Source organism: Ditibartonella apihabitans, assembly GCF_002007485.1.
GTDB lineage: Bacteria > Pseudomonadota > Alphaproteobacteria > Rhizobiales > Rhizobiaceae > Bartonella > Bartonella apihabitans.
The window spans coordinates 2,193,552-2,209,332 of record NZ_CP015820.1 but is presented as its reverse complement, the minus strand read 5'-3'; the positions used below and the strand labels follow the sequence as shown (position 1 = coordinate 2,209,332).

Annotated in this window: 15 protein-coding genes, 1 pseudogene and 1 riboswitch; of the genes and pseudogenes, 4 read left to right on the top strand and 12 right to left on the bottom strand. The window is 46.4% G+C overall.

What is annotated here, in order from left to right; translation table 11 throughout:
- Window positions 1-126 precede the first annotated feature (126 nt).
- The 12 genes from BBC0178_RS11900 to BBC0178_RS09730 form a co-directional block, all read right to left on the bottom strand.
- A complete protein-coding gene (locus BBC0178_RS11900) occupies window positions 127-285 on the bottom strand; it encodes a hypothetical protein (protein WP_188317728.1) in 159 nt (52 codons plus the stop codon).
- 267 nt (window positions 286-552) lie between these two features.
- Window positions 553-1,005, bottom strand: coding sequence for a hypothetical protein (locus BBC0178_RS09780; protein ID WP_078040034.1), 453 nt, complete (start codon window positions 1,003-1,005; stop codon window positions 553-555).
- A gap of 26 nt (window positions 1,006-1,031) precedes the next feature.
- Window positions 1,032-1,691, bottom strand: a complete 660-nt coding sequence (locus tag BBC0178_RS09775) for a methionine ABC transporter permease (protein WP_078040033.1) — start codon at window positions 1,689-1,691, stop codon at window positions 1,032-1,034.
- The gene (locus BBC0178_RS09770; protein ID WP_370540911.1) at window positions 1,684-2,730 is read right to left on the bottom strand and encodes a methionine ABC transporter ATP-binding protein; all 1,047 of its coding nucleotides are present in this window, start codon (window positions 2,728-2,730) and stop codon (window positions 1,684-1,686) included. Before BBC0178_RS09770 ends, BBC0178_RS09775 begins: the two co-directional genes overlap by 8 nt.
- On the bottom strand, window positions 2,724-3,554 hold the full coding sequence (locus tag BBC0178_RS09765) for a MetQ/NlpA family ABC transporter substrate-binding protein (protein ID WP_077972744.1): 831 nt from the start codon (window positions 3,552-3,554) through the stop codon (window positions 2,724-2,726). The genes BBC0178_RS09770 and BBC0178_RS09765 overlap by 7 nt, the downstream gene beginning before the upstream one ends.
- A 250-nt stretch (window positions 3,555-3,804) precedes the next feature.
- The gene (locus tag BBC0178_RS09760) at window positions 3,805-3,990 is read right to left on the bottom strand and encodes a hypothetical protein (RefSeq protein WP_077972743.1); all 186 of its coding nucleotides are present in this window, start codon (window positions 3,988-3,990) and stop codon (window positions 3,805-3,807) included.
- A gap of 553 nt (window positions 3,991-4,543) precedes the next feature.
- Window positions 4,544-5,578 carry an aspartate-semialdehyde dehydrogenase gene (locus BBC0178_RS09755; RefSeq protein WP_078040032.1) on the bottom strand — a complete coding sequence of 345 codons (1,035 nt, stop codon included), beginning with the start codon at window positions 5,576-5,578 and terminating at the stop codon, window positions 4,544-4,546.
- A gap of 663 nt (window positions 5,579-6,241) precedes the next feature.
- The gene (leuB, locus tag BBC0178_RS09750) at window positions 6,242-7,354 is read right to left on the bottom strand and encodes a 3-isopropylmalate dehydrogenase (RefSeq protein ID WP_078040031.1); all 1,113 of its coding nucleotides are present in this window, start codon (window positions 7,352-7,354) and stop codon (window positions 6,242-6,244) included.
- Between the two features lie 158 nt (window positions 7,355-7,512).
- Entirely contained in the window at window positions 7,513-7,704 is a 192-nt protein-coding gene (locus BBC0178_RS09745; RefSeq protein ID WP_078040030.1) for a Trm112 family protein, read from the bottom strand.
- A 36-nt stretch (window positions 7,705-7,740) separates the two neighbouring features.
- Complete coding sequence (locus tag BBC0178_RS09740; protein ID WP_078040029.1) at window positions 7,741-8,406, bottom strand: LON peptidase substrate-binding domain-containing protein; 666 nt, start codon at window positions 8,404-8,406, stop codon at window positions 7,741-7,743.
- A 105-nt stretch (window positions 8,407-8,511) separates the two neighbouring features.
- Entirely contained in the window at window positions 8,512-9,462 is a 951-nt protein-coding gene (trxA, locus tag BBC0178_RS09735; protein WP_078040028.1) for a thioredoxin, read from the bottom strand.
- Window positions 9,463-9,532: 70 nt separating this feature from the next.
- A complete protein-coding gene (locus BBC0178_RS09730; protein ID WP_078040451.1) occupies window positions 9,533-10,039 on the bottom strand; it encodes a prolyl-tRNA synthetase associated domain-containing protein in 507 nt (168 codons plus the stop codon).
- Between the two features lie 132 nt (window positions 10,040-10,171).
- Between BBC0178_RS09730 and crcB the strand changes: the two are divergent.
- The 4 genes and pseudogenes from crcB (at window position 10,172) to gcvP (ending at window position 15,273) form a co-directional block, all read left to right on the top strand.
- Window positions 10,172-10,554 (top strand): annotated as a pseudogene (gene crcB, locus BBC0178_RS09725) (fluoride efflux transporter CrcB).
- Between the two features lie 193 nt (window positions 10,555-10,747).
- Window positions 10,748-10,850: riboswitch (glycine riboswitch) on the top strand.
- A 142-nt stretch (window positions 10,851-10,992) separates the two neighbouring features.
- Window positions 10,993-12,099, top strand: a complete 1,107-nt coding sequence (gene gcvT / locus BBC0178_RS09720) for a glycine cleavage system aminomethyltransferase GcvT (protein WP_078040027.1) — start codon at window positions 10,993-10,995, stop codon at window positions 12,097-12,099.
- A gap of 5 nt (window positions 12,100-12,104) precedes the next feature.
- Window positions 12,105-12,473, top strand: a complete 369-nt coding sequence (gene gcvH / locus BBC0178_RS09715; RefSeq protein ID WP_078040026.1) for a glycine cleavage system protein GcvH — start codon at window positions 12,105-12,107, stop codon at window positions 12,471-12,473.
- A 4-nt stretch (window positions 12,474-12,477) separates the two neighbouring features.
- Complete coding sequence (gene gcvP, locus BBC0178_RS09710) at window positions 12,478-15,273, top strand: aminomethyl-transferring glycine dehydrogenase (protein ID WP_078040450.1); 2,796 nt, start codon at window positions 12,478-12,480, stop codon at window positions 15,271-15,273.
- Window positions 15,274-15,781: the final 508 nt, after the last annotated feature.

The following is a 15,781-nucleotide window of genomic DNA, read 5'->3' as shown; positions in this document are numbered from 1 at the left end:
TCAAATGTTGATGAGCAGATGCGAAAATTTGCGAAGATGCACTCTTTGCCGAACTTTGAATAAACGTGGTTTGACAGAAATTACCCGTTTTGAATACAGCAATAAAACGATATCGGCCAAGGCTTTTTATGATCGGACAAGGCCTGAATCATCATGGGCAAGGGCTGTGCCTTCCGGCTTTTGTGCCCAAAGGCATTTGTCTTCTTTATCAGAGCTTGCGAGGGGATAGGTTAATGAAAGCGTTTTCATGTCAAAAGACTTGAAAGCAACAATCGGGATAAACATTAAAGAATCCGGAGAAAGTGGATAGGCGCGAGCTTACGCGTGTCTCCGGCGCTTGTGCGCGCCCGCGAAATTTTTCAAACCACGATGAAAACGGATATCGTTTCGGGAAAACCGAATTTCTATTTATAAAGCCGGTGGTTGTTCTTTTGCCCGTTTTGTTGCATTCCGATAGCAAACCATCATGGGCAATCGTGAACAAATATGAGCGCACTAAAAACAAAAAGCCGGTTTAACCGGCCTTTTATTTTTAACCAATTTGTTTTCCGTTTATTTCTTTTGGGATTTGGCCGCTTTTTGGCTGTCCAGTTGCTTATAGGCTTCCGTCAATTCCGATTGCATGGGAGCACAGTTTTTGGTGTGGGCAATGTCCTGTAACACGCCGTTACGATTGCGCAATGCATCGATTTCCACTCTTTCCGGCGATTTCGGATCCATGAAAAACCATGCAGGAAAGAAGAAAATACCGGCTGCCCCTAATGCAACATTCTTTCCTTGTGCATTTGTGCGCTCATGGATGACAGCTTTAATCTGGCGTTCATTGGCGTAGAATTCTCGTGAAATACCTGCACAATCCATGACACTGTCGTTCGGATTGGTTAAAGCAACCGGATGGGCGTCGCGTCCGCCACAGCCGGAAAGCAGCATGGAAGTGGCAATTAAAGTGGCAATTGGAGCCACAGACACAAAATTTGTTATCCGGCTTTTATTATTTTTCATCATTGTTTCCCCTGTTTCAAGTGAAATGGCTAACGTTTCGAGTGGTCAAGCTTGCGGGCCAACCGGTCACCACAGGATTGCACGACCAGATTCATGACAATCAGAACACCGATAACGATGTTCATAATCTCCGGATTATAGCGCTGGTAACCATAGCGGATCGCCATGTCACCAAGACCGCCACCCCCCAGAAAACCGGCAAGCGACGTTGCACTGATAATTGAAATAACCATCACAGTAAAGCCGGTAACAAGGCTTGAAAATGATTCCGGTACAATGACATTGGTAACAATTTGCATGCGTGAAGCGCCCATCGAGCGGATAGCTTCGACAAGTCCCTTGTCAACCCCGCGAAAAGACAGTTCCGCCAAACGTGCATAAAGTGGTGTCGCCGATAATATCAGCACAAAGATAACAGATCTTATGCCAACACCTGTGCCGACAACAACGCGTGTTACGGGAAGAAGATAGAAAGCAAAAATGATAAACGGAATGGCGCGCACACAATTGACGAGGAAGCTCAGTAACCGGTTGAGATTTTCTTTGGGAAACAGGCTCCCTTTGGCGGTCATATAAAGGATAAGGCCGATCGGCAGCCCCAGAATGAGCGCCATCAGCGAAGAACTCACCGTCATGATGATGGTGTCTATAATTGCTTTCGGCAATTCTTTTGAAAGTACATCATACATAACCGAGAACCTCGCAATAGCGTCCATGCTTGATAAGCCAGGAAACCGCCTTGTCAAGTTTGTCTTTGTCTTTTGCCGGAAGGCCAAGAAAGAAACGTCCGACCGGTTCACCCTGAATGGTATCAATGCCGCCGTGAAGAATACGCGGAATCAGCCCGCTTTCATATTCGATGAGGTGCAGGAACGGCTCTCTTGCTACGTCACCGGCAATGTTGAGCTCGATAACAGCTTCATCACCTTCCGGCTTCAACCTTTTGGCAAATTCGGCCGGTAATTGCGGTGTCACAATGCGCAGCATCGCAATAGTGGTATCATCTTGGGGAGAAGCAAAAATATCTCTTACCCGACCTTCTTCGACAATTTTACCCTTGTTCAGCACAACAACGCGGTTGGCAATGGAGCTTACAACTTCCATTTCATGCGTAATCAGAACAACTGTAAGATTGAGCCTTTTATTGATATCGGCAATCAATTCAAGAATGGATTGGGTTGTTTCCGGGTCAAGTGCCGAGGTTGCCTCGTCGGATAGGAGCACTTTCGGATTTGCAGCCAAGGCTCTGGCAATGCCGACGCGCTGTTTTTGCCCACCGGAAAGCTCGGCCGGAAAATGTTGTTCTTTCCCTTTGAGGCTCACAAGTTCGATAAGTTCCATCGCCCGTTCGCGGCGTTTTTCTTTCGGCACACCGGCAAGCTTTAGCGGCAATGCGATATTGTCGATCACACGTTTCGATGACAACAGGTTGAAATGCTGGAAAATCATGCTGATGCGTTGACGATAGGGTGCCCATTCGCTTTCGCTCAAATGCGAAACGTCATGACCTTCAAAGAAGATTTGTCCTTCATCGATGCGTTCAAGACCATTGAGACAGCGAATAAGCGTGGATTTACCGGCGCCGCTGCGCCCGATAATTCCAAGAATTTCGCCTTTTTCAATATCGAGTGACAAATGGTCAACGGCCGCCGTTTGGGAAAAACGGCGGCTGATATTTTTAAGTGATATGATTGGTTCGGATGCTGAACCCATTTTTGAATTTACCATAATGGCTGGGCAGTTACGCCAAACACTTCCTTGATTTTTGCGCGAACCGGTTCCGAATTATAGGCAGCAACGAGTTTTTTCACCCATGGCTCGTCTTTATCGGCGGTGCGTACGACAATAATATTGTTATAGGGATTGTTTTCGGACTTTTCCCAAGCAATCGCATCTTTATCGGGTTTGAGGCCAGTGGTCAAAGCCCAGTTGGTATTGACAATGGCAATGTCGAAATCGTCAATGGCACGACCGAGCATACCGGCATCAAGCTCGCGAATTTCGAGTTTTTTGGGGTTTTCGACAATATCGAGTTTGGAGGCAAGAACATTGTTCGGGTCTTTGAGCTTGATAAAACCCATATCGTTCAAAAGCCGCAAGGCGCGACCGCCATTTGACGGGTCGTTGGGAACGCCGACGACAGCACCGTCACGAAGATCTTTCAAGTCTTTGATTTTATGGGAATAGACGCCCATCGGGAAAAGCACTGTGTAGCCCACGACCGAAAGCTTGTAACCGCGCTGTTCGATTTGTGCGTCGAGATAGGGTTTATGCTGGAATGAATTTGCGTCAATATCACCGGCATTGACCGCTTCATTCGGCAAGGCATAATCGGAGAAAAAAACGAGATCAATGTTGAGGCCCTGTTTTTTGGCTTCCTGAGCGGCAACCTTCCAAACTTCCGATTCTTCACCTTCCATTGTTCCAAGCTTGATACTTGTTTTATCTTCGGCATGAGCGAGAACCGGTGCAAAAGTTGAAACACTTGCAAAAGTGGCAAAAGAAAAAGCAAGTCCGAGAACTGTACGTCTTTTGATTTTATCAAGAAACATTATTGAAACCCTTCATGTTCTTTTCAGAATGTTTCATCTCAAAACATAGGCTGAAAAATTTCCGTTCATTCATTGGTTTTAAAAATTCTGAATGCCGGTTCTAACAGGGCCCAAGATTTTTTAACCAATATGCCGATCAGTTTTACCGGAAGTGGTATAAAAACCAAGCAACATTTTCAATAGTTATCGGTTATGTGGCAGGATGATTTTTTTATAAAAACCAAATAAATGAAAATAATTTTTTCGTATATCAGTGAGAGCGCTTGCCATGATGGAAAAGTTGGGGCAGCAGCCAGCACAGGATCGAGAAGAAAATCAACATCACTAATGCGACGCCCATGCGGATGAAGTCAAAATTCGTTGCGTCTTCAGGAATAAAAAGTGCAGTGATATAACCGGCACAATCTAGTATAGCCTGTGCAACAGCACGTAACATTTTTGCCTCCACATATTACCGGAAGATAGACCGGTATTTCTGTATGGTTTTCTTTACTTAGTTTTATATACAATCATGAATGTTGCAAAGATAAAAAACTATCTTTTGGTAAAAAAGGCCGATTCGCCGCAATTTTGTTATTTAAAATGGTTTTAAAATTATTTTTGCGGTGTAAACGGTGCTTGAAAATTGCGTTTTCCTGTAATTTTTTCTCCATCTTCATGAGTCGCTGGAATTTTGCGATATGCGCTTTTGCCGAAATCAGTCATTCAATCATGAGAGCGTATGTGTGCTTGAAAAACGCTTTCATAAATGTCGGAAAAAAATTGCTGCCAAGTGCTTTATTGTTTTTTAGGCGTTAAGCCCACGCATGGCTTCATGAAGCAGCTTATTTCTGGTTTTATGTTTAAAACCGAAGTAAAGTAGCTCTCATTGTCGAATGATATTTTTGAGTTAAAAAAAACCCCTGCGAGAAAGTCTCGACAGGGGCATTTTCTTTTTAAAACGGCTTTGAAGCTCGTAAAGTCAAAATATTTTTTTAGATGACAAGCGTTTATGCTTTGGCTTTTTTGGGTGTAATCAGATTGCGGGCGATCAGAAGTTCGGCAATCTGCACCGCATTAAGCGCTGCACCTTTGCGCAAATTATCGGCAACAACCCAGAAAGACAGGCCGTTTTCAACCGTGATATCCTCGCGGATACGGCTGACAAAGGTGTCATCTTCGCCGGCTGATTCATAAGGTGTCATATAGCCGCCATCCTCATGCTTGTCGACAACCTGACAACCTGGAGCATTACGCAGGATTTCGCGTGCTTCATCGGCACTGATGGGTTTTTCAAACTCGACATTGACGGCCTCGCCATGGCCGATGAAAACCGGAACACGAACGGCGGTAGCCGTAAGCTTGATTTTCGGGTCGAGCATTTTCTTGGTTTCGGCAACCATTTTCCATTCTTCTTTGGTGTAGCCGTCTTCCATGAATACGTCGATATGGGGAATAACGTTAAAAGCAATACGCTTGGTGAATTTGCGCACCGTAATAGGGTCTGCCACAAAAACTGCGCGCGATTGCTCGAAAAGTTCGTCCATTCCTGCCTTGCCTGCACCCGAAACCGATTGATAGGTTGAAACAACAACGCGCTTGATGGTTGCGGCATCGTGCAGAGGTTTTAGAGCAACCAGAAGCTGGGCTGTCGAACAGTTCGGATTGGCAATGATATTATGTGTTTTGAAGCCGTCGATTGCATCAGGATTAACTTCCGGAACAATGAGCGGAACATCAATATCATAACGCCAGGCCGAAGAATTATCGATAACGACAGCGCCGGCCGCGCCAATTTTTGGCGCCCATTCTTTGGAAACATTGCCACCGGCAGACATCAGACAAATATCGGTGTCGGAAAAATCGTAATTATCAAGAACTTTGACCTTCAGTGTTTTGTCACCAAAGGAAACTTCTGTTCCCAATGACCGATGCGAGGCGAGTGGTACAACTTCATCAGCCGGAAAACCACGCTCTTCGAGAATGTTGAGCATTTCTCGTCCAACGTTTCCCGTAGCACCTACAACAGCAACCTTAAAACCCATTTAATCAGAACTCCTGTCTCTCTCCGTGTTTTGTGAAGAAGCCCGGCGGCCGTCAGGCTTACCCCCCGGGCCGCACCCGGGAGAGAGCAGGTTGGCCAAGGGACGTCAGATAATTTTCTTTGTCGTTTTTTTGTGGCCAATAATTGTCAAGGATGCACAGCAGTGATCGAGGCCGCGATTGTAGCCCGAAAACCGATTGATATGGAACCGCAAAAAGTCCATTTTTAAACTCCTTGATCGCATTGGTTTTAGCTTATTTTCAACCTCTGTCAAGAAACACAATAATAATCGGTTATTTTTCATGTTGAATTCTTTTTGGTTTAGCAGGTTACATAAGACAAATCGGTCATTTTATCAGAGTTTGAGACGATGATTTGCTCATCAAGAAAGCTTGAATTTCAAGCAATAAAAAGAAGAGCAGTGAGCGGCAAAAATTTTTGAAAGTTCAAGGCTGATGAAACCGGTTCTGAATATCTAAAACTAATGAAGCTATTGAAAAACGGTTTAAACGTGGTGGTTTCCCAGCACTTTACAGGTTTTATCTTTATTCAAAGAACAAAATTGATGAATGTTTTCGAGCAGTATTTCAACTTGACCGGCGTTAATCCGGCCAAGTTTTCTTAAAAGATAGTCCATTCATCAATCCGGTCAGGAAAGCCGGTTTTATGCAACCATCGTTTTGAATTTTTGCAAAATGGCATCCCCCATTTCACTGGTTGAAACTTTTTTCATGCCTTCCGAATAAATGTCGGCTGTGCGCACACCATCATCAAGAACGGCAGAAATAGCCTTTTCCAGCCGGTCGGCTTCAGCCCCCATGAGGAAAGAATAGCGCAGGCACATAGCAAGTGACGCGATCATTGCGATAGGATTGGCAATGCCTTTTCCGGCGATGTCGGGAGCAGAGCCATGAACCGGTTCATAAAGCGCATGGCGCTTGCCGGTCTTCTTGTCTTCTTCGCCGAGAGAGGCAGAAGGCAACATACCGAGCGAACCCGTAAGCATGGCTGCAATGTCGGAGAAAATATCGCCAAAAAGATTGTCCGTCACAATAACATCGAACTGCTTGGGGGCGCGTACCAATTGCATGCCGCCGGAATCGGCCAACATATGTTCAAGCGTTACATCCTTATAGTCCTTGTCATGGACCTCTGTAACGACTTCGTTCCAGAGAATGCCCGTTTTCATGACATTGTGTTTTTCAAGAGAAGTCACTTTGTTTTTGCGGGTGCGTGCAAGGTCAAAAGCAACTCTTGCAATGCGGTCGATCTCGTAAGTGTCGTAAATCTGGGTATCGATTGCGCGTTTTTCCCCATGGCCGAGGTCGATAATTTCTTTCGGCTCTCCAAAATAAACGCCGCCCGTGAGCTCGCGTACAATCAAAATATCAAGCCCGTCAACAAGCTCTCGTTTAAGCGATGAGGCAGACGCAAGCGAGGGGTAGCAAATGGCCGGTCGCAAATTGGCAAACAGACCGAGATCTTTGCGAAGCCGCAACAACCCCGCTTCGGGTCTTACCTCATAAGGAACCTTTGCCCATTTCGGGCCACCAACAGCACCAAAAAGCACGGCATCGGCAGCCAAAGCCCGTTTCATATCGTCTTCCGAAATTGCCGTGCCATAAGCATCATAAGCCGATCCGCCAACAAGCCCTTCTTCACACTCGAAATCAAGCCCGAGTTCTTTATCCATATAAGCAATGATTTTTTTAACTTCGGCCATCGACTCAACGCCGATTCCGTCTCCGGGAAGAAGAAAGAGTTTTCTGGAAGCCATAACGATTGCGCCCTCTCAAATAATCAAAACGATTGGACAACAAAATTCCGGACGGTCTCTATAACAATAGAAAGGATCACCCGCCTTGAATGGAATAATGTGACCATAATTTACGTTATAGCATGGTCTTCCGAAAGCGAAACAAGGTTTTAGAAAAATTATATTTCGTTTTCTTCCAACGGGCGCGCTTCGGAGGCAAGCATAATCGGTATGCCGTCACGAATAGGAAAAGCAAGCCTCGCTTTTTTGGAAACGAGTTCCTGCCGTTCTTTGTCAAAGTGAAGCTCTCCGCCTGTTACCGGACAGACCAGAAGTTCGAGCATTTTCGGGTCGGTAGTATATTTGACCATCAGATCATATCCAATCCTTCGAACCGAGAGCCGCGTTCAATTGAGCGGTTTATCATCACCACTATGTTCCATGAGCGAGCGTTCTGTCAAAGCAACGAGGGTCGCAGCTCGGGCAACAATATCTGGTGCTTCAAGAAGCGCCTGTTTTTCGGCAGTTCCGAAAGGCGCCATGATAGCAAGCGCATTGACAAGCGATTCTGTCGGTGCCTGCATGATCGAATCCCAATCGGCTTCCATTTCATGGGCATCAAGAAATTTTTCAAAAGTATCAAGAAGCTCTTCGCGATTGATTTTATCGCCTGCATCCGGTTGCTCGACAAGGTCGCTTTCATCAATCGTAATTTTTGCAATCCGGTAAGGTTTGTCACTTGCAATTTCTTTTTGAAGTTTGAAACGACAAACACCTTGCAAGCCGATCATCAGCCGGCCATCTCCGGTTTCGGCAAAACTTGTGATGCGCCCGATACAGCCGGTTTTATAAAGCTCCGGCTTTTCGGCATTGTTTGATTCCGGCTCCGGCTGGATAATGCCGATCAACCGGTTGCCTTTTATTGCATCTTCAACAAGTTCCAAGTAACGCGGCTCGAAAACATTAAGCGGCAAATAGCCATTTGGCAAAAGCAGAACCCCTTCGAGCGGAAACAGGCCGATTTCGTCGGGCAGGTCTTTCACCTGAATATAGTGGGCATTTCCAGCTTTCATTGTTTTTTATCGTCCAGAGCCATAAAGGTTTTTAAAAATTTGAACGAGATATTTTTTAACATCCCGATAATGATAAAGTCTTCAAGGTTTTAGGCAGACAAGCCATCAAGAAAACAATAATGATGACAGTTTTCTACGCGCGGTCAATGTTGCCGGATCCATTGCGCCCCAGGCTTCAAAAAACTGTAATAATTGTTTTCTTGCCCCGTCATCATTCCACGTTCTATCTGCTTTCATGATACCGAGCAGCAAATCGGCCGCTTCATCCCGCTTGTTTTCGGCATTATAAACAAGAGCAAGGTCATAGGCAGCCTGATAATCTTTCGGATTTTCGGCAATGCGTTTTTTCAGTGCTGTCGGGTCGCCCAATTTGGCGGTTTCTTCTTTAAGGGCAATCTTTGCTTCGACAGCACGAATAGCAGGGTCGGACTTTTTGGCATCCGGCACAGCTTTGAGAATGCCTTTTGCCTGATCGAGTTCACCATGTTCGACAAGCATATCGGCAAAAGCGGCAATAACGGTGACGTTATCGGGAGCCTGTTTGAGAATTTGCGCATAAAAAGTTGCAGCACCTGTCACATCGCCACTTTTGCGCAATTCATTGGCTGTCTCCAAAGCCTCGTCAATTGCTGCTTCTTTTTCGTTACCGGTTAGTTTTGCAACAAATTTCTTGACTTCGCTTTCCGGTACCGCCCCCATAAAACCGTCAACAGGGTGGCCATCGACAAAAGCAATGACGGCAGGTACGGAGCGTATTCCCATCTGGCCGGGAATGGCCGGATGTTTATCAATATCGAGTTTGACGAGTTTGACAGCGCCTTTCGCTGCCTTGACTACTTTTTCGAGAACAGGCCCCAATTGCTTGCACGGGTTACACCATGTTGCCCAAAAATCGACGATAACAGGTTGTTTTTTTGATTCGACAAGAACATCCTTTGAAAAATCGGCCGTAGTTGTATCCTTGATGACTGAATTATCTGCCCCGCCTGTTTGATTGGCCAAATTTACATTTGCATTCATTTGCCCGCCTTGTGGCGCAAAAGGATTGTCACTCATTATCAAGTCCTGTTTCTTACGAAATGTCTATTCGTTTCTATTCTCAAAATCGTGCCTTTGGATACGAATTTCAACCCTCTTCCTCTGAAACCTGAATAATAAGCGGCTCGTGATTTGTGGCGCGGACAAATTTTACAAGATCTTCACGCGCAATCGACGTGGTTGCCTCGTTGGTCATCGGGTGGCAATTGATAACAGGGTGATCATAAAGTGCCTTATCAAGAATGAATGTCACATGATTGTCTTTATCATTAATCAGACCGAAAACGCTGACAGCGCCCGGATAAAGGCCGAGATATTCGGAAAGTTTTTCAGGGCTACCAAAGGAAAGGCGCCCCGATGCACCGATTTTATCATGAAGATGTTTAAGATCGACAACCGAATAAGCTCCCAGTGTCACCAGAAAATAATGACCCTTCTTGTCCTTCAGAAACAGATTCTTGGTATGGGCGCCGGGAATATTTTGTTTAATATCCTCGCCTTCTTTGACGGTAAAGACAGCCGGATGGGTTGTTGTTTTGACATGAATGCCAAGTGTTTTTAGAAAATCCAATAATTCCTGTTTTCCTGCCGGCATTTTTAGCCCTTTATTTTGTTTTTTTGGCATTCTGTTTTAAATCGTCATTTTAATTTATGGCATTTAATTTTTATGTCGGTTTTTTTGATGCTTGAGTTGAAATAGTTTCCCTTCCTTTAAGGAGATTGTCTGATGACTGCAACATTATGGGTGGCTTTTGGCGGCGCACTGGGCACAGTTTTACGTTACTGGTTATCGCTCCTCATGGTTCCGGTCAGTAAAAATCTGCCATGGGGAACAATTCTTATCAATATTGTCGGGTCTTTTGTAATCGCTTTTTTTGGCGTTATCACCATGGCAGAGGCAAAATGGCCAGTGAGCGAGAATATCCGGCTTTTTGTCATGGTGGGGATTTGCGGCGGCTTTACAACCTTTTCTTCCTTCAGCTTGCAAAGCTTCGAACTTTTGAAAAAAGGTGCAGTCGGTGAAGCTTTTTCAATATTATTATTTCTGTCGTCTTTTGTCTTTTCGCGGCCGCTTTGGGATTTTACCTTGGCAGCAAGATCAATCATTAAGAGTTTATAGAAAACAAAATTGTTTTAGCTTTATTATCACAATAAATTGTCATGACCATATGGGGAATTGTTATGAACATATGGGCTAAATATCCCGACTTAGTCGGGGGAAATGATTTTTTGAGGATGACTTCACTTTGAAGATCGGCTAGAACCGGTGCCATGTCAGGGAGGGGTCAATAGAGCCCTTTCCCATCTTTTTGCGGGAGAGTGTAAAAATACAGTCAACCGTGTTTTGGCCGCCGAAGGGGAAAACAGCCCGTAATCTCTCAGGCACAAGGAACCGTAAAAAGATCAAGACAGCTCTGGAAAGTCGGGTTTGTCCCGCGCCGAAGGTGTAAGTGGAGGGGAGAGCTTTCCACAAGTCTCTCAGGCTCAAGACAGAGGGGTGTGAAATAGATACATTGTGTATCTATTGGCGCAACCTCGGAGCAATTTATGGGCAACTCTCAAGAAGACCTTAAAACTTTGCCGCTTTTTCACATGCATGAAAAAGCCGGAGCCAAATTCGGCAATTTTGCCGGATGGAACATGCCGCTCACTTACCCGCTTGGCGTTATGAAAGAGCATTTGCATACACGTGCCCATGCGGGTTTGTTCGATATTTCTCATATGAAACTGATACTGGTTGAAGGTAATGGTGCCGCCGACTTTTTGTCAAAAGCCCTGCCACTTGATGCCGAAGCACTGCAAATTAGCCAGTCGCGTTATAACTACCTTTTGAATGAAGAGGCCGGTATCCTTGACGATCTCATTGTTACCCGCCTTGGCGAGAAACGTTTTATGGTCGTTGCCAATGCCGGTAATGCGACCGCCGATATTGCCGAACTTCAAAAACGCGCGCTTAGGCTTGACTGCACAATCGAACCGCTTGAACGCGTGTTTTTGGCACTTCAAGGGCCTGAGGCTTTCGATGTTATCAAAAAAGCTGGTCTACCGGGAAATGAACTTCATTTCATGCATGGTTTCGAGCCCAAGAAAAACTGGTTTATGACACGTTCGGGCTATACCGGCGAGGATGGATTTGAAATCGGCCTTCCCGTCAATGAAGCTGAAGTACTTGCCGAAAAACTGTTGAGCGACCCGCGCGTGACATGGATCGGCCTTGCCGCACGCGATAGTCTGCGACTGGAAGCGGGCTTGTGCCTTCATGGCAACGACATCACCGCAAAAACCAATCCGGTTGAAGCGGCAATTACCTGGGCGGTTACCAAGCCGGTGCGTGAGAAGGGTGAATTTTTCGGTGCCAAGGCTTTTCTTGAAGCGTTGAAAAATGGTGCAACACGCCGCCGTGTCGGTTTGATGCCGGAAACACGCCAGCCGGTGCGCGCCGGTGCAGAAATTTTTGACAAGTCGGGCAAACTTGTCGGTCACGTTACATCAGGCGGTTTCGGCCCGTCATTCAATGGTCCGGTTGCAATGGGTTATGTTGCAATCGACCTTGCAAAAGCCGGAACTGAGCTTGAAACTGAAGTTCGCGGTAAGAAAATACCGCTTGTTGTCCACACACTTCCCTTTGTCGAACATCGTTATTTTAAAGGATAAAACACATGGTTAAACTGTATTTCACCGAAGATCATGAATGGATCAGTCTTGATGGTGATCTTGCAACGGTCGGTATCACAAACCATGCTCAGGAGCAGCTTGGCGACCTTGTTTTCGTCGAATTGCCGGAAGTCGGCAGCACGGTCAAAAAGGGCGACTCTGTTGCTGTTGTCGAATCGGTCAAGGCTGCATCCGACGTTTTTTCACCGGTTGATGGCACAATTAGCGAAGTCAATGAAGCTTTGAGCGACGACCCGGCACTCGTTAACCAGAAGGCAGAAAAAGAAGGCTGGTTGTGGAAGATGAAAATTTCCGATGCGAGCCAGCTCGACGGCTTGATGGATGCGGCCGGTTATATCGCAATGATTGGATAATAAAATGCAGGAACTTCCGTTTTCATCACGCCATATCGGGCCGCGGCCCGAAGAGGCAAAGGCAATGCTGCATAAGTTGGGGCTTGGTTCTCTTGAAGAACTGGTCGAGCAGGCAGTGCCGAACGCAATCAGGCTTCAACACCCGCTTCAATTGCCAAAAGCTGTAAGTGAAGGGGCAGCTCTTCACGAGCTTCACGCCATGATGGAACAGAACCGTCTCCATAAAAGCTTTATCGGACAGGGTTATTATGGCACTTTTGTTCCCTCGGTTATTTTACGCAATCTTTTTGAAAATCCGGCCTGGTACACTGCCTATACTCCCTATCAGGCAGAAATCAGTCAGGGGCGGCTTGAAATGTTGTTCAATTTCCAGACTCTTGTCTGTGAATTGACGGGCTTGCCGATTGCGGCAGCCTCGCTTCTTGATGAGGCAACATCGCTTGCCGAAGCGAACGCCGTTGCAGTGCGCTTTTCGCGCAATAAAAAAACCGCGATTTCTGTGTTTGGCGAACTTCACCCGCAAACTTTGGCGGTAGCCCAGACAAGGGCTGAAACACAAGGTTACGAGATCGGGTTAGAGAGCGAGATTACCGACAAGACAGCGGCAATCGTTTTGCCATGGCCCGATACAAAGGGCCGTTTTATCGATCATAGCGATGTCATCAAAAAGGCCAAAGCAAAAGGTGCATTGGTTATTGTCGTGGCTGATCCTCTGGCTTTGACAATCATGGAAGCGCCTGCCCTTTGGGGAGCCGATATGGTTGTGGGCTCAATGCAACGTTTTGGCGTGCCAATGGGATTTGGTGGTCCGCATGCCGGTTATCTGGCGGTATCCGAAGCCCTGACACGTATGATTCCCGGACGCATTGTCGGACAGTCGATTGATACCAAAGGGCGGGTTGCCTACCGTCTTGCTTTGCAAACGCGTGAACAACATATCCGCCGCGACAAAGCAACATCGAATATTTGTACTGCTCAGGCACTTCTTGCCAATATGGCAACAGCTTTTGCAGTCTGGCATGGTCCGGAAGGTTTGCAAGCGATTGCCAACCGCGTTCATGATCTAGCAAGCCGGTTCGGTGACAGTGTCAAAGATGCGGGCTTTACTCTTGCAGGTGACCATTATTTCGATTGTGTAACCGTCAATGTTGCCGGCAAAGCGGATGAACTGCAACAAAAAGCGGAAAGTGATGGCCGCCTCATACGCGTTATCGACAAGGATACCGTTTCCATCAATTTTGATGAACTTTCGGATGAAGAAGACGCAAAAGCGCTTGCCAAGCTTTTCGGTGCAACACTTAGTGATAAAGCTCCGTCGAAACTCTTGGGCAAAAAACGCGATGGTTCCTTTTTAAGCCAGCCGTTTTTCCATGCTGTGCAATCGGAAACCGAAATGATGCGCTTTTTGCGCCGCCTTTCCGATAAAGATCTGGCACTTGACCGCGCCATGATTCCGCTCGGCTCCTGCACCATGAAATTGAATGCTGCCGCCGAGATGATGCCTTTAAGCTGGCCGAAGGTTGCAAATCTTCATCCCTTCGCCCCGAAGGCCGATACACGCGGCTATCAGCAGCTTATTTCCGAACTTGAAAAATGGCTGTGTGAAATTACCGGCTTCAGCGCCATTTCATTCCAGCCCAATTCCGGCGCACAAGGTGAATATACGGGTCTTCTAGCTATTCGCCGCTATCACGACAAAAATGGCGAACATAATCGCAATATCTGTCTCATTCCGGCTTCTGCCCATGGCACAAATCCGGCTTCGGCACATATGGCCGGTATGGAAGTGGTTGTGGTCGATTGTCTTGGTGACGGAGATGTCGATGTCGAGGATTTGCGCAAAAAAGCTGTCGAACACAAAGACAATCTTGCTGCTTTGATGATTACCTATCCGTCAACCCACGGGGTTTATGAAGAAAGTATCAAAGAGATTTGCAAGATTATTCATGAGAATGGCGGGCAAGTCTATTTTGATGGTGCAAATCTCAATGCGCTGGTCGCTCTCGCCCGTCCGGCTGATGTCGGCGCGGATGTCTGCCACATGAATTTGCATAAAACTTTCGCCATTCCCCATGGCGGCGGTGGTCCGGGTGTCGGGCCGATCGGTGTTTCAAAGCATCTTGAACCTTTCGTTCCCGGTCACGCGCTGTTTTCGACAAGCCATGCCGTTTCGGCAGCACCTTTCGGCAGCGCTTCAATTCTCACAATCACATGGATGTATATCCGTATGATGGGCGCCGAAGGGCTGAAACTTGCGACCGAAAATGCAATTTTGAATGCAAACTACATTGCAGAGCAACTTTCTGCGGCCTATCCGATTCTTTATAAGGGAAAAAGAGGACGTGTTGCGCATGAATGTATTGTCGATACGCGTGTCCTCAAGGATAATTACGGCATCACCGTTGACGATGTGGCCAAACGTCTGATCGATTATGGTTTTCATGCTCCGACGATGTCGTTTCCGGTTCCCGGAACATTGATGATCGAACCGACAGAATCCGAGCCGAAATCGGAAATTGACAGGCTGTGCAACGCCCTTCTTGCCATTTCCGAAGAAGCCAAAAAAGTAGGTGAGGGTGTCTGGCCGAAGGATGATAATCCGCTCGTCAACGCGCCGCATGTTCTAGCCGATACCATTGATGACAATTGGTCACATGCTTATTCGCGCAAAATTGCGACACTTCCTGACCCCGCTCAGGATCCGGCAGATAAATATTGGCCGCCGGTTTCGCGCATAGATAATGTGGCCGGTGACAGACATCTTATTTGTTCCTGTCCGCCACTTTCCAATTATCGTTAAAAAAAACCGGCTTCGGCCGGTTTTTTATTTAGTTTATTCGGATTTTTATTCTTCAGACTTTTTTCGGTTTTTGTTCGGATTTTTATTCTTTTTGGTTTTGGGGGCGCCTTCTTTGGCGCTGCCGCAATGATGTAGAACTATTGGTGACATGGCCAAAACGGAAAGATGAAAACGGTCAGCTTTTCGCCTTTGCTGTGTCTGTTTATTTTTCACAAAATTTCCGGACATTCCGGAAGCGACGAAGAGTAAACTTTTAAAAGATTACGGGCAGGTCGAGCACTAAAATAACGGGCAGGTCGAGCACTAAAATAACGGGCAGGCCAAGCGCTGAAAAAGAGTAAGCAAGTGGAGCAAAGAATCAACCGGACGGGGTCCGAAACAGAAAAGCGCATGACCGGCCGGAACAGAAAACCGAACGAACAATGAGCCCTCTAAAGACGTAACGAATAATCCGCAAAATGCAATTCATGGACTAGAAGAGGCAAACCGGATAGAGCGCACATAAAAG

Coding starts and splice junctions, on each gene's coding strand:
- leuB (WP_078040031.1), bottom strand. CDS start 7,354: ATGGCTTCCAGAAAACTCTTTCTTCTTCCCGGAGACGGAATCGGCGTT.
- BBC0178_RS09780 (WP_078040034.1), bottom strand. CDS start 1,005: ATGATGAAAAATAATAAAAGCCGGATAACAAATTTTGTGTCTGTGGCT.
- BBC0178_RS09730 (WP_078040451.1), bottom strand. CDS start 10,039: ATGCCGGCAGGAAAACAGGAATTATTGGATTTTCTAAAAACACTTGGC.
- BBC0178_RS09755 (WP_078040032.1), bottom strand. CDS start 5,578: ATGGGTTTTAAGGTTGCTGTTGTAGGTGCTACGGGAAACGTTGGACGA.
- gcvT (WP_078040027.1), top strand. CDS start 10,993: ATGGGCAACTCTCAAGAAGACCTTAAAACTTTGCCGCTTTTTCACATG.
- BBC0178_RS09740 (WP_078040029.1), bottom strand. CDS start 8,406: ATGAAAGCTGGAAATGCCCACTATATTCAGGTGAAAGACCTGCCCGAC.
- trxA (WP_078040028.1), bottom strand. CDS start 9,462: ATGAGTGACAATCCTTTTGCGCCACAAGGCGGGCAAATGAATGCAAAT.
- BBC0178_RS09770 (WP_370540911.1), bottom strand. CDS start 2,730: ATGGTAAATTCAAAAATGGGTTCAGCATCCGAACCAATCATATCACTT.
- gcvH (WP_078040026.1), top strand. CDS start 12,105: ATGGTTAAACTGTATTTCACCGAAGATCATGAATGGATCAGTCTTGAT.
- gcvP (WP_078040450.1), top strand. CDS start 12,478: ATGCAGGAACTTCCGTTTTCATCACGCCATATCGGGCCGCGGCCCGAA.
- BBC0178_RS09775 (WP_078040033.1), bottom strand. CDS start 1,691: ATGTATGATGTACTTTCAAAAGAATTGCCGAAAGCAATTATAGACACC.
- BBC0178_RS09745 (WP_078040030.1), bottom strand. CDS start 7,704: ATGGTCAAATATACTACCGACCCGAAAATGCTCGAACTTCTGGTCTGT.
- BBC0178_RS09760 (WP_077972743.1), bottom strand. CDS start 3,990: ATGTTACGTGCTGTTGCACAGGCTATACTAGATTGTGCCGGTTATATC.
- BBC0178_RS11900 (WP_188317728.1), bottom strand. CDS start 285: ATGTTTATCCCGATTGTTGCTTTCAAGTCTTTTGACATGAAAACGCTT.
- BBC0178_RS09765 (WP_077972744.1), bottom strand. CDS start 3,554: ATGTTTCTTGATAAAATCAAAAGACGTACAGTTCTCGGACTTGCTTTT.